12 protein-coding genes are annotated in these 13,246 nt (G+C 68.2%); 6 read left to right on the forward strand and 6 right to left on the reverse strand.

Annotation, left to right across the window (positions count from 1 at the left end; genetic code table 11):
* Positions 1–77 precede the first annotated feature (77 nt).
* The 5 genes from H610_RS0119120 to H610_RS0119140 all read right to left on the reverse strand — a co-directional run bounded on the left by H610_RS0119120 (position 78) and on the right by H610_RS0119140 (position 5,149).
* A complete protein-coding gene (locus tag H610_RS0119120) occupies positions 78–854 on the reverse strand; it encodes an N-acetylmuramoyl-L-alanine amidase (protein WP_028241155.1) in 777 nt (258 codons plus the stop codon).
* A gap of 113 nt (positions 855–967) precedes the next feature.
* Entirely contained in the window at positions 968–2,839 is a 1,872-nt protein-coding gene (locus tag H610_RS0119125) for a GGDEF domain-containing protein (RefSeq protein ID WP_028241156.1), read from the reverse strand.
* Complete coding sequence (locus tag H610_RS0119130) at positions 2,836–3,705, reverse strand: endonuclease/exonuclease/phosphatase family protein (RefSeq protein WP_043239076.1); 870 nt, start codon at positions 3,703–3,705, stop codon at positions 2,836–2,838. The genes H610_RS0119125 and H610_RS0119130 overlap by 4 nt, the downstream gene beginning before the upstream one ends.
* Positions 3,706–3,711: 6 nt before the next feature.
* The gene (locus tag H610_RS0119135) at positions 3,712–4,341 is read right to left on the reverse strand and encodes a thiol:disulfide interchange protein DsbA/DsbL (RefSeq protein ID WP_028241158.1); all 630 of its coding nucleotides are present in this window, start codon (positions 4,339–4,341) and stop codon (positions 3,712–3,714) included.
* 175 nt (positions 4,342–4,516) lie between these two features.
* The gene (locus tag H610_RS0119140) at positions 4,517–5,149 is read right to left on the reverse strand and encodes a c-type cytochrome (protein WP_028241159.1); all 633 of its coding nucleotides are present in this window, start codon (positions 5,147–5,149) and stop codon (positions 4,517–4,519) included.
* Between the two features lie 234 nt (positions 5,150–5,383).
* On the opposite strand from H610_RS0119140, the gene yihA reads away from it, so the two are divergent.
* A complete protein-coding gene (yihA, locus tag H610_RS0119145; RefSeq protein WP_028241160.1) occupies positions 5,384–6,013 on the forward strand; it encodes a ribosome biogenesis GTP-binding protein YihA/YsxC in 630 nt (209 codons plus the stop codon).
* 54 nt (positions 6,014–6,067) lie between these two features.
* Positions 6,068–6,493 (forward strand): OsmC family protein, encoded by a 426-nt coding sequence (locus H610_RS0119150; RefSeq protein ID WP_028241161.1) that lies wholly within the window; start codon positions 6,068–6,070, stop codon positions 6,491–6,493.
* Between the two features lie 361 nt (positions 6,494–6,854).
* Here the strand turns inward: H610_RS0119150 and H610_RS0119155 are convergent, their stop codons facing one another.
* The gene (locus tag H610_RS0119155) at positions 6,855–7,964 is read right to left on the reverse strand and encodes a TRAP transporter substrate-binding protein (protein WP_028241162.1); all 1,110 of its coding nucleotides are present in this window, start codon (positions 7,962–7,964) and stop codon (positions 6,855–6,857) included.
* Between the two features lie 381 nt (positions 7,965–8,345).
* On the opposite strand from H610_RS0119155, the gene H610_RS0119160 reads away from it, so the two are divergent.
* The 4 genes from H610_RS0119160 to tssA all read left to right on the forward strand — a co-directional run bounded on the left by H610_RS0119160 (position 8,346) and on the right by tssA (position 13,228).
* Positions 8,346–8,891 carry a TRAP transporter small permease subunit gene (locus H610_RS0119160; protein WP_028241163.1) on the forward strand — a complete coding sequence of 182 codons (546 nt, stop codon included), beginning with the start codon at positions 8,346–8,348 and terminating at the stop codon, positions 8,889–8,891.
* Positions 8,884–10,260, forward strand: a complete 1,377-nt coding sequence (locus H610_RS0119165; RefSeq protein ID WP_028241164.1) for a TRAP transporter large permease — start codon at positions 8,884–8,886, stop codon at positions 10,258–10,260. Before H610_RS0119160 ends, H610_RS0119165 begins: the two co-directional genes overlap by 8 nt.
* Before the next feature lie 103 nt (positions 10,261–10,363).
* Positions 10,364–11,272 carry a D-hexose-6-phosphate mutarotase gene (locus tag H610_RS0119170; protein ID WP_028241165.1) on the forward strand — a complete coding sequence of 303 codons (909 nt, stop codon included), beginning with the start codon at positions 10,364–10,366 and terminating at the stop codon, positions 11,270–11,272.
* Positions 11,273–11,665: 393 nt separating this feature from the next.
* Positions 11,666–13,228, forward strand: coding sequence for a type VI secretion system protein TssA (gene tssA / locus H610_RS0119175; protein WP_028241166.1), 1,563 nt, complete (start codon positions 11,666–11,668; stop codon positions 13,226–13,228).
* Positions 13,229–13,246 lie beyond the last annotated feature (18 nt).

Here is a 13,246-nt window from a genome sequence, read left to right on the forward strand (position 1 = left end):
TGAACAGCATTCGACATCAGGGGCCATGCGCCCCTCCGGCAAGCGCCCGGGCAGCCGCTTTGGCCAGGGCGCCGACCTCAGCCCGCCTCGTCGGCCAACGCCTGCAGCAGGGCCGCGGTCTCGGCGTCAGGCTCGCCGTCGAAACGGGTCGGCCGGTATTTCATCTGGAAGGCGGCAACGACGTTGCGCGTCTCCTGGTCCAGCATGCCGTGGCGCGGCACCCGGTAGCCCTGCCGGGCGAGGTGCTCCTGGAACCAGCTCACCGGCGGCAGGGCGGTGGCGTAGACCGTCTGGTGCACCGCCACCGCCCCGGCGTCGGGCCAGGGGACCAGGCCTTCGTCGGCCAGCCGCTTCCAGGGGAACAGCGGGCCCGGATCCACCTTGCGCTGCGGGGCGATGTCGCTGTGGCCGATGATCGCGCCGGGCTTGAGGCCGTGGCGCGCCATGATGTCCTTGAGCAGCAGCACCAGCGCGTCGATCTGCGCGTCGGTGAAGGGATACCAGAGGCGCCCCTCGGCGCTCTCGACGTAGCCGCCGTTGACCAGTTCGATGCCGATGGAGCTGGCGTTCAGCCAGGTGCGGCCCTGCCACTCGCTCTCGCCGGCATGCCAGGCGCGGCGGTTCTCGTCGACCAGCCGGTAGATGGTCGCCGGCGAATCGCCGATCAGGTAGTGGGCGCTCACCTCGCCCTGGCTGAGCAGTTGAAGCGAGTGCTCGAAGTCGGTCGAGGTGTAGTGCAGCACGATGTACTGGGCGCGGCTGTCCTGCCCCACCGCGGTGTAGCTGTCGTCGATGCGCAGGCCGGTACAGCCGGCGAGGAACAGGCAAAGGGCGGCAACGGCGAGCGCTTTCATGGACAACCTCTGGTCGACGGCGACTGACACAGACCCGGAGCGCGCCGGAGGGCCGGGCGCTGCTTCGAAAACGCCGATTATAACGGGCCGGCATGACGATCGCGGGTCGCCGGTCAGCCGAGCTCGATGCGGTTGCGGCCGGCCTGCTTGGCGCGATAGAGGGCCTGGTCGGCGCGTTCGAGCACCGCCTCGGCGTCTTCGTCCTGCCCGGCGAAGGCGCTCAGGCCGGCCGAGAACGACACCTGCACGCGTTCGCCCTTGAAGTGGAACGGACAGGCTTCGATGGCCTGGCGCAGCGCCTCCAGCAGGGCTTCGGCGTCCTCGAGAGCGGTCTCGGTGATCAGCAGGGCGAACTCTTCGCCGCCCAGGCGGGCGAGAAAGTCGTTCGGGCGGATACGCCTGCCCAGCTCGCTGGCGACGATCTTCAGCACCCGGTCGCCGGCCAGGTGGCCGTAGCCGTCGTTGATCCGCTTGAAGTGGTCGAGGTCGAGCAGCGCCAGCAGCAGCGGCCCGCCGTGGCGCTGCCGGCGCGCCACCTCGACGGCCAGGCGGTCGTCCCAGGCGGCGCGGTTGGGCAGGCCGGTGAGCGCATCGTGCAGGGCCTTGCTGCGCTGCTCCTCGACCTCCTGGCGCAGCTCGCTGGCGTGCTGCTCCGCGCTGTGCAGGCGCGCCGACAGCTGCTGCAGCTGCTCGTCGAGGGCCAGCTCGCGCGCGCTGCGCTGTTGCCGATGGGTGTCCACGGTCTGCAGCAGGCCCTCCAGGCGCGCCTCCACGGTCTGCTTCAGGCTGTGCAGGTCGGGCGCCTGGCGCAGGCTGCTTTGCAACCCGCCGACCTGCTCGCGCAGCTCGGCCTCCAGCGCATCGGCCGCGGCCTGGTTGCCGACGTGCCCTTCGCGCGCCACCGTCAGGCTGGCCTGCATCGCCGACAGGCGCTCGTCGAGCTGGCGCAGGTAGGAGCCGAACTCGCGCTGCCCGATGTCGGCCACCGTTAGCATGAGCAGCGCCAGGTCGTCGAGCAGCGGCACCAGCTCGTACCAGTTCAGGCCGTTGCGAATGCGCTCGCGCAGCGCCTCGGCGCGGGGCTGGTGAGGCGCGGGCAGCGGCAGCTCGTCGAGCAGTTGCCGCAGGGTGCTTTCCACCCGCTCGGCGATCGCGCTGTAGCCCGGTTGCGGCGAGGCCGGCAGCGCATAGCCCGGATCGTCGTCGGGGCATTCTTCGACAGCGTCGCCGGCGATCGGAGCGCAGAACCCGGGCGGAGCGGGCTCGGTCGGCAAGGCGGCTTCGACGGCGGCCACGGGCTGCACAGGCGTCGACGCGGCCAGCGGCTGCGCCTCGGCCTCGTCGTCGGCCTGCGTTTCGAGCGCGCTTTCCAGCGCCTCCACGGCGGCCTGCGAGGCCCGGGCCGCGGCGTTGCGCGGTGGTTCGCCGGCGATCGTTTCCCCGGGCTGGTCGGGGTTGCGCCCGCGGGCGCCGAACAGCCGGGCGAGCAGCCCGCCGCGATCGCCGTCGTCGTCCTGCTGCAGCGCCAGCGCCTGGCCCTGCAGGCGGCTCAGTTCGCCGAGCAGCGCCGGCAGCTCGCGGCTCTGCGCCACCCGCGCCGGCAGCGTGCGGGCAAAGCGCTTGAGGCCCTTGCGCACCTCGGCGGGCACCGGCAGCGCCTGCAGCTGCGCGGCCAGCCCCTCCAGGGCGGCGACCGTGTCACGCTGGCGCTGCTGGCGACGCTGTTCGGAATCGAGCACCGCCTTTTCCAGGCGCGGCACCAGCAGGGTCAGGCCCTGGTCCAGGTCGTCGTCCTCGCGCAGCACCTCGCGCAGCTCGGCCATGCAGCGATCGACCGCCAGGTCGGCACCCTCGACCGCCAGGCTGCTGCGCACCAGGCCGCGGCGCAGCAGGTCCAGCCGCGCGCGCCAGCGCTCCTCCTGCCGCTCCTGCTGCTCGAGCGCCTGCAGGTACCTGTCCTTCCAGCGGTCGGCGTCGTCGCTCATGAGCTCGCCCCGGACGGAACGGGCAGCGTGCGCGCGTGCAGGCAGTCCGGCAGGCGGATTTCCACGGCCACCGGCAGGTGATCGGAAATCGGCTGCGCCACCACCTGCACTCGCTCCAGGGTCAGGGCCGAGCTCAGCAGGATGTGGTCTAGGCAGCGCTGCGGCTGCCAGCTGGGGAAGGTCGCCTCGACCTGCGGCGCGAGCAGCCCGAGGTCGCGCAATGGCGAATTCTCCAGCAGGTCGATGGCATGGGTGTTCATGTCGCCCATCAGGACGCAGTGCCGGTAGTCGCCGACCAGCTCGCGGATGTAGGCCAGCTGCCGGGTACGCACGCGGGCGCCGAGCGCCAGGTGCATCATCACCACCACCAGCGCGTCCTCGCCCTCGCCGAAGCGCATCACGATCGCCCCGCGACCCGAGGGGCCCGGCAGCGGGTGATCCTCTAGCGCGTGCGGCTCGAGCCGGCTGAGCAGGCCGTTGCTGTGCTGGGCGAAATGGCCGAGGTTGCGGTTGAGCTGCTGGTACCAGTAGGGGAAGGCGCCGAGCTGGGCGAGATGCTCGACCTGGTTGACGTAGCCGGAACGCAGGCTGCCGCCGTCGACCTCCTGCAGCGCCACCAGGTCGTAGTCGCCGAGCAGCGCGCCGATGCGCTGCAGGTTGGTGGCGCGCCCCGAATGCGGCAGGAAGTGCTGCCAGCTGCGCGTCAGGTAGTGGTGGTAGCGGCCGGTGCTGATGCCCACCTGGATGTTGAAGCTCAGCAGCCGCAGCCTGCCGTCGGCGGGCAGGCCGCTGTCGGCCAGGCAGTCGGCGTTGACCCGCGCCCGGCCCGGGGTTGCGATGCGTGGCGTGCTCCAGCGTCGCAACATGGCGGCTTACCGGGCGGCGCGCTCTTTTTCGATCAGGTAGTCGGCCACCTGCAGGGCGCGCTCGGGGCCGCCGGCGCTGCCGAGGTCGAAGCGGTACTTGCCCTCGACGATCATCACCGGCACCCCGGTGATCTGGTAGGCCATGGCCTTCTTCTTGGCCTTCTCGATCTGCCCCTTCACGCCGAAGGAGTTGTAGGCCTTGAGGAAGGCCTGCTTGTCGACGCCCTGGGTGGCGAGGAAATCGGCCATCTCCTCGGGCGTGGCCAAGCGCTTACGCTCCTGGTGGATGGCGTGGAAGATGGCGTCATGCACCTTCTGTTCGACGCTCATCGCCTCCAGGGTCAGGAACAGCTGGCCATGCACGTTCCACAGGCCGCCAAACATGGCCGGGATGCGCTTGAACTCGACGTCCTCCGGCAGCTGCCCGACCCAGGCGTTGAGGGTCGGCTCGAACTGGTAGCAGTGCGGGCAGCCGTACCAGAACAGCTCGACCACCTCGATCTTCTGCGGATTGTCGGTGGCGACCGGGCTGGCCAGTTCGGTGTATTCCTTGCCGGCCTGGAATTCCTGTGCCTGCGCCGGGAGGCCCAGCAGGCTGAGGGAAAGGACGACGGCACTGAGGAAGAGGTGGCGCATGAAGGACTCCTGGTCTGGGAAGGTCGCGGCCGGTGACGACGCCGGACGCCCCTTGGATGGCTGCCGTGCAGGACAGGTGCAGCTCGAACGGAGGGTATTGTATGGGCGCGGATAGAAAAAGGGGCGACCGGATCGGCAATCCGGTCGCCCCCTTGTCAGGCGCTGCGAGGCTGGATCAGTGCAGGCCCTGGATGTAGCTCGACACCGCCTCGATGTCCTTGTTGCTGAGCTTGGCGGCGATGCTGCGCATGATCATGGCGTCGCCGTCGTTGGTACGGTTGCCTTCGCGGAAGTCGGTCAGCTGCTTGGTCACGTAGGCGGCGTGCTGGCCGCCGAGCTGCGGGAAGCCGGCCGGGTCGTTGCCTTCGCCGCGCGGGGAATGGCAGCCGGTGCAGGAGGGCATGCCGAGCTCCAGCTTGCCGCCGCGGTACAGCGCCTCGCCCTGGGCGACCAGGTCCGGCTCGGCCATGCCCACGCTCATCTTCTGGCTGGCGAAGTAGGCGGCGAGGTCGGCCAGGTCCTGATCGTTGAAGGGTTCCAGCATGCCGGTCATTTCCGGAACCATGCGGCCGGCATCGGCCGGGGCGCCGGGCTTGCTGCCGGCCTTGATGTCGTGAAGCTGCTTGAGCAGGTAGCGCTCGCCCTGGCCGGCGAGTTTCGGGAAGTTCGGGGCCGGACTGTTGCCATCGGCACCGTGGCAGGCGCCACAGACGGCGGCCTTTTCCTGGCCGGCAGCGGGATCGCCGGCGGCATGGGCCATACCGGTGATGCCCAGGGTCAACAGCAGACTCACGAGTACTTTGTTCATCAGCTCATCCAACTACGGCTAAGGGTTTCAAGAGGAATACGAGTGGGTTGCCGGGAGGCGCCGCCAGGGGGCGCTCGCTGCATTGCTCCGCCAGCTCGTCGGCCGGCTGGAAGCCCCGCGGGCACTGGGCCGGAGGGGCCAAAGCGCACACAAAATCTGCGGCATTATATACTGGCGCCTACGAAACGGAAACGAACCGTTGCCGCACCCCCCGCGCACCCACCGGATGACCCCATGTCCCTGAAGAACCCCATCGTCGGCCTCTGCCAGCAGGCCTCGTTCATGATCAGCGCGGCCAAGGTCGATCAGTGCCCGCCCGACGAGGGACTCGAGGTGGCCTTCGCCGGCCGCTCCAACGCCGGCAAGTCCAGCGCGCTGAACACCCTGACCCACGCCAACCTGGCGCGCACCTCGAAGACGCCCGGACGCACGCAGCTGCTGAACTTCTTCCGCCTGGACGACCAGCGCCGGCTGGTCGACCTGCCGGGCTACGGTTTCGCCAAGGTGCCGATCCCGCTCAAGCAGCACTGGCAGCACCACCTGGAGGCCTACCTGGGCAGCCGCGAGAGCCTAGCCGGGGTGTTCCTGATGATGGACCTGCGCCATCCGCTGACCGACTTCGACCGGATGATGCTCGACTGGTCGCAGGCCAGCGGCATGCCGCTGCACATCCTGCTGACCAAGGCCGACAAGCTCGCCTTCGGCGCGGCCAAGAACGCCCTGCTGAAGATCCAGCGCGAGGTGCGCCAGCAGTGGGGCGAAGGCGTCAGCGTGCAGCTGTTCTCGGCGCCCAAGCGGCAGGGCGTGGAACAGGCCCAGGCGGTGCTCGCGCAGTGGCTGGGGCTGGTCGAAGACGCCGACTGAACTTGCCGCGCCGACACCTCTCTCAGTGGAACACCCCAACGAGGAGGATCGGTCATGAAACGTTCGGCATCGGCCGTGTGGCAGGGCTCGCTGAAGGAAGGCAAGGGCACCATCAGCACCCAGAGCGGCGCGCTCTCTGACAACCCCTACGGCTTCAACACCCGCTTCGAGGACGCCCCGGGCACCAACCCCGAGGAGCTCATCGGCGCCGCCCACGCGGGCTGCTTCTCGATGGCGCTGTCGATGATGCTCGGCCAGGCCGGGCTCACGCCCGAGCGCATCGCCACCACGGCGGACGTGACGCTGGACAAGCTCGAAGGCGGCTTCGCCATCACCGCCATCGACCTGACGCTCAAGGCCAAGGTGCCGGGAGCGAACGAGGCGCAATTCCAGGAGATCGCCAACAAGGCGAAGGAAGGCTGCCCGGTGTCGAAGGTGCTCAACGCGAAGATCAGCCTGTCGGCGACGCTGGAAGGCTGACGCTCGACAGCAGGGCGGTTGCGGCCCAACCCTGCGGGAGCGGTCTTGACCGCGATGGCCGTCGTTCGTTGTTCGCGGTCGCCCCCGCAGGCGTATCGCCCCGAGGTCGGGCCTCCCACAAACACAAACGGTGCCCACCGGATCCTGTGGGAGGCCGCGCCCGTTCCCGACGGGCTTGCGGCATTCACCACATCCCTGTGGATTGCACGCTCTCGCGGCGACTGCGCGCCAAGCGACCTTGGCCGCGAATGGCGGTCAGGACTCGTTCTGCGAAAAGGCAGTTGCTCCCACGCCTGCCCTCCCCAACGAAAAAGGGCCGCCGGTTCCAAGCCCGGCGGCCCTTTGTTCATCCCGACATCCGTCAGCTGCTGGTGCGGATGTTGTAGATGTCCTTCTCGTTCAGCTCGGCGTAGTCGGCCAGTCGCTTGAGGTAGGCCTTCTGCTGCGCCCACACCTTGCTCGCCGTCGGGTCGGCGGCGGCGGAGGCCTCCACCACTTCCGAGGCCACTTCGCGCAGGCGGGTCAGGACCTCGTCGGGCAGCCGACGAACTTCCACGCCCTGCTTGCGCAGCTCTTCGAGCGCTTCCATGTTCTTCGCGTTGTAGTCATCGAGCATGTCGGCGTTGACATAGCGGGCGGCGGCGCGCACCACGGCCTTCAGGTCTTCCGGCAGGGTTTCCCAGGCCTTGAGGTTCACATCCAGTTCGAAGGTGACGTTCGGCTCCTGCCAGCCCGGCGTGTAGTAGTACTTGGCGGCCTTGTGCAGGCCCAGCGCCAGGTCGTTGTACGGGCCGATCCACTCGGTGGCGTCGATCGCGCCGGTCTGCAGCGCGGTGAAGATTTCGCCGGCCGGCATGTTGACCACGGTGCCGCCCATCTTGGTCAGCACTTCGCCGCCCAGGCCCGGGGTGCGCATCTTCAGGCCCTTGAAGTCGTTGACCGAGTTGATTTCCTTGTTGAACCAGCCGGCGGTCTGCACGCCGGTGGCGCCGCAGGCCATCGGCAGCACGCCGAACGGCTTGTAGGTCTCTTCCCACAGCTGCATGCCGCCGCCGTAGAACAGCCAGGCGTTCATTTCCTGGGCGTTCGGGCCGAACGGCAGGGCGCAGAAGAACTGTGCGGCGGGCACCTTGCCCTTCCAGTAGTAGGGCGCGCCGTGACCCATCTCGGCGGTGCCGCGGGAGACGGCATCGAACACTTCGAGCGCGGGGACCAGTTCACCGGCGGCGTAGACGCGGACTTTCAGGCGGCCGCCGCTGAGTTCGTTGACCAGTTGGGCGAAACGTTCGGCACCGACGCCGACGCCCGGGAAGTTCTTCGGCCAGGAGGTGACCATCTTCCATTCGAATGTCTGCTTTTCGGTGCTGGCCTGCTGCTCGCCGCTGGCCGCTTCGGGTTTTTCCTTGCAGGCTGCGAGCGCAGTGGCCGCCAGGCCTACACCGGCCGCGGCCAGGATGTCACGACGTTTCATGTAGAACTCCTTATTGTTGTCTTTAGTTCTGCTGGCGGCGGGAGCGAATGCCGCGCCGCAATCAGCACCGCGACCGGTTCGGTCGTGGCGCTGCTCCACGACGAAGCCACCACCGGCTCACGCCATCGGGTGCCGCACGAACGCAAGCCTCGCCGCCGAGCGGGCAGTATATGTAAGCACCGAGCCGGGCGGCGGAAAAATGCGTAGTTCTGCTTAGTTATTCGGCGCCGGAAATACGGCTAAACTCTCCCGCGCCCGAAACACCAAGCATTTCGCGCCCTCCGGGGCTCCCTGCTACCAATGTCGCATGGCGGCAATTGCCTTTGCCGGGCACTTGTTTCGAGCCTCTGCAGCACTTCACTTATAAAAAAGGCCATTTCAATGTCCACGAACAACAATCCGCTCTTGGGGCTGGCCAGGGCGATAAACGCCTTGAACGCCCGCTTCGGCCAGTTATGCGCCTGGCTCACACTCTTCCTCGTATTCGGTACCGCTGTCGTCGTGGTCCTGCGCTACGGCTTCGGCATCGGTGCGATCGCCCTGCAGGAAGCCGTCATGTACGCCCACGCGCTGGTGTTCATGGGCGCCGCGGCCTGGACCCTGCAGCGCGGCGGCCACGTGCGGGTCGACATCTTCTACCAGAAGTTTCCCGCGCGCCGTCAGCTGTGGGTCGACTCCCTCGGCCACCTGCTATTCCTCATCCCCGTGTGCCTGTACCTCGGCTGGAACAGCTGGGACTACGTGACCAACTCCTGGGCGACCGGCGAGGGCTCCAACGAATCCGGCGGCCTGCGCTTCGTCTACCTGCAGAAGAGCATCATCCTGGTGCTGGTCGTCAGCCTGCTGTTGCAGGCCGTCGCCGATCTGATCACCTTCGGCTTCCAACTGGCCGGCCGCCTGCCCATGAAGGAGGCCGAACATGGCTGAGTTGATGGCGATTCTGCTGTTCGTCAGCATCTGCATCGCGTTGATGTCCGGCTACCCGGTGGCCTTCACCCTGGGCGGCATGGCCCTGGTGTTCGCCGGCATCGGCGTGGTCACCAACACCTTCGACGCCGGCTTCCTGCACGCCCTGCCCAACCGCATCTTCGGCATCATGAACAACCAGACGATGCTGGCGGTGCCGCTGTTCGTGTTCATGGGCGTGATGCTGGAGAAATCCCGCGTCGCCGAGGACCTGCTGGAATCCATGTCGCGCCTGTTCGGCACCCTGCGCGGCGGCCTGGCGATTTCCGTGTGCGTGGTCGGCGCGCTGCTCGCCGCCAGCACCGGCATCGTCGGCGCCACCGTGGTCACCATGGGCCTGCTGGCGTTGCCGACCATGCTGCGCCGCGGCTACGACCCGGCCATCGCCACCGGCACCCTGGCCGCCACCGGTACCCTCGGGCAGATCATCCCGCCGTCGATCATTCTCGTGCTGCTCGGCGACGTGATGTCCAGCGCCTACCAGCAGGCGCAGCTGAAGATGGGCATCTTCTCGCCCAAGACCGTGTCGGTCGGCGACCTCTTCGTCGGCGCGCTGGTCCCCGGCCTGGTGCTGGTCGGCCTGTACATCCTCTACCTCATCGTCATCGCCATCGTGCAGCCGAAGAAGCTGCCGGCGCTGCCGCAGGAGGAGCTCGGCCCGATCGAATGGGGCAAGCTGTTCAACGCGCTGATGCCGCCGCTGGTGCTGATCGCGGCGGTGCTCGGCTCGATCCTTACCGGCTACGCCACGCCGACCGAGGCGGCCGCCATCGGTGCGCTCGGCGCCATGCTGCTGGCCCTGGTCAAGCGCCAGCTGAATTTCACCCAGCTCAAGGAAGTGGCCTTCGGCACCACCGAGATCACCGCGATGGTGTTCCTCATCCTCATCGGCGCCTCGCTGTTCTCCCTGGTGTTCCGCGGCTTCGGCGGCGAGATCCTGATCGAGGACATGCTCAGCGCGCTGCCCGGCGGGGCGCTCGGTGCGCTGCTGGTGGTGATGCTGGTGATCTTCCTGCTGGGCTTCATCCTCGACTTCATCGAGATCATCTTCGTGGTCGTGCCCATCGTCGGCCCGATCCTGCTGGCCATGGGGCTGGACCCGGTATGGCTCGGGGTGATGTTCGCGCTGAACCTGCAGACCTCCTTCCTCACCCCGCCGTTCGGCTTCTCGCTGTTCTACCTGCGTGGCGTGACGCCCCGCTCGGTGCCCACCAGCGTGATGTACAAGGGCGTAATTCCCTTCATCGTCATCCAGCTCAGCATCCTGGTCATCGCCTACATCTGGCCCGACCTGATCACCTGGCTACCCACGGTGGTCTACGGCGACTGAGCCCTCCAACAACGCCCGTCACCGACGGGCGTTGTGCTTTTCGGGCACCCCATCGGCCCGGCGAGGTCCATAGCCCGTCCGTCCGCACACAAGGAGAACCGCGATGTCCGCCCCCCTGGTCGAACGCCTGGATAAGGACCAACTGGCCTGCTGGCGCATCCGCCACGGCGACGCCGAACTGCTGGTCGCCCGGCAGGGCGCGCAGGTGTTGAGCTACCGCCGCGGCGACCAGCCACCGATCATCTGGCTCAGCGAAGAGGCGGCCTTCACGCGAGGACAATCGGTACGCGGCGGCGTGCCGGTGTGCTGGCCCTGGTTCGGCGACCTCTCGCGCAACCCCGAGGACGTCCAGGCCATGCGCCAGGCCGACACGCCCGCCCCGGCCCACGGCCACGTGCGCACCCTCGACTGGCATCTCGAAGGCATCGACGCCGGTGAACAGAGCGTGACCCTCGCCTTCACCTTCGATACCCGCACCCAGCCCCTACCCGGCTGGCCGCACAAGGTCGGCCTGCGCCTGGAGATCCGCCTGGACGACGCCCTGCACCTGACCCTCGCGAGCACCAACCACGACGACCACCCGGTGGCCCTGAGCCAGGCGCTGCACACCTACTTCGCCGTCAGCGACATCCATCAGGTGCAGGTCGAGGGCCTGGCCGACCGCCCCTACCTCGAGACCCTGGAAGGCTGGGAGCGCCGCACCCAGCAGGGCGACCTGCGCTTCACCGGCGAAACCGACCGCGTCTACCTCGACCTGCCCGATACCCTCGCCCTGGTCGACCCCGGCTGGCAGCGGCGCATCGTCCTGCGCACCGAGGGCTCGCGCTCGGCGGTGCTGTGGAACCCCTGGATCGACAAGGCCAGGCGCCTGTCGGCCTTCGCCGACGACGCCTGGCAGCGGATGGTGTGCATCGAGACGGCGAACTTGATGCAGGACCGGGTGCTGTTGCAGCCGGGCGAGCAGCGGGGGATGGGGCTGCGGCTCGATTGCCTGCCCGCCTCCACCCGCTGAGCGACACCGGCGGGCAGCCGAAAGTAAGCCCGCCACCGGCTTCGCCGCACGCGCGCATTCGAGCTGCCTGCCTCATTCAGGCATGCAAAACCGTGCGCCACTCGCAATATTCATGTAAGTCATCACTTACATGGCGATGGGTAATCACTTACGCGCTCAGTTAATCTCCTCTGAAAGTTCCGCATAGTTTCGGCTCGATAGTCCGCAACGCTAAACCAGTCACACTTTCAAACTTGCTGAGCCCCCGCAGCACGCCCTAGGATGCGCAGCCACCAAGGGCTTGTGCAATTATTTGCGCAATTGACTGTGCAACTTTTTGCGCACTTGGTTATTCCACGGGCAAATGCGGTTAGTTTTCCCGTGAAGTTCATGGATGAACTTGAAGAGTCACGGATGACCCATTCGAGCAAGCTCGCCAGTCATTATCTGGAACTGGCCCAGCAACCTGTTTCCGCCGAAAGCTGGGGTGGTGCCGACGCGCGCTACTCGGGCGACTACGAGCAGCTGGAAACCGAGCTTGCCAAAGCGACGGCCCTGCATGCCGGCAGCCCGGTGGACTGGCACCACGTGTGCGAAGGCAGCGAGGCGCTGCTGCGCCAGCAGTCCAAGGACCTGCGCGTCGCCGCCTGGCTGACCTGGGGCCTGCACCAGACCGAATCCTTCGCCGGCCTGCAGGCCGGCCTGGGATTGCTCGACCACCTCTGCGACAGCCATTGGGACGATCTCCATCCACGCAAGCCGCGCACACGCGCCGCCGCCATCACCTGGCTGGTGCCGCGACTCGAGCAGGCGCTCGCCGAGCACGTGCCCGTCGGCGAGCAGCTGCCGCTGTTTCGCTCCGTCGCCGAACACCTGAAGAGCCTCGAACGCAGCCTGTCGGCCCGGCTCGGCGCCGACGCGCCCCTGTTGCTGCCGCTGTGCCACCGGGTCGACGCCATGCTGGCGCGCGCCACCCGCGCCCAGCCGGAGCCCGGCCCGGTCAGCCAGGCCATCGCCCAGGTCCGGCAGGTCGCCACCCAGGTGCTCACCGGGCAGGCGCCGCTGGACAACGACAGGGACGCCCAGAAGGCCCTGCGCGCCCAGCAGGAGCACGCCCGGCCGCTCTGCGCCTGGTGGCTGAAGCAGGCGGTCACAGACCTCAAGCCCCTGCGCCTGGCACGCACCCTGCTCTGGCTCGGCATCGAAGGCCTGCCTGAACGCAATGCCGAGCAGATCACCGCCCTGCGCGGTCTGCCGGCGGACAAGCTGGCCAGCCTCAAGGAACGCTTCGCCCAGGGCCTGTACGCCGACCTGCTGGTCGACCTCGAGGCCAGCATCGCCCGCGCGCCCTTCTGGCTCGATGGCCAGCGCCTGGTCTGGGAAGCCCTGCAAGCGCTGGACGCGCCCCAGGCGGCACGCGAGATCGAGATCCAGCTGGCGCTGTTTCTCCAGCGCGTGCCGGGCCTCGGCGAATTGCGCTTCCACGACGGCGCGCCCTTCGCCGACGCCGAGACGCGCGCCTGGATCGGTGCCCAGGTGCTGCCGCACCTGCAGGCGCCGGACGCCCGCCGCGAGCCGGCGCCCGTGGCGGCCGGCCAGGCGCCGGCCTGGGAAGCCGCACTCGACGAGGCGCTGCCGCTGCTGCGCAAGGACGGCCTGAAGGCCGCCGTGCAGCAGCTCAAGCGCGGCCTGGCCGGCGCCAGGGGCGGGCGCGAGCGCTTCCTCTGGCAGCTCGCCCTGGCGCGCCTGTGCATGAGCGCGAAGAAGTACGAACTGGCCAAGACCCAACTCGAATCGCTGGACCAGACGCTGACCGACACCGGCCTCGGCGACTGGGAGCCCGATCTCGCCCTGGAAGTGCTGCGCCTGCTGCACCACTGCTGCGAGGTGCTGCCGCAGAACCATGCGGTGCGCGAAAGCAAGGACGAGATCTACCGCAGGCTGTGCCACCTCGACCTCGAGGTGGTGCTCGATTAGGCCTCCGGGCCACCCATT

It is taken from the genome of Stutzerimonas azotifigens DSM 17556, from assembly GCF_000425625.1.
GTDB lineage: Bacteria > Pseudomonadota > Gammaproteobacteria > Pseudomonadales > Pseudomonadaceae > Stutzerimonas > Stutzerimonas azotifigens.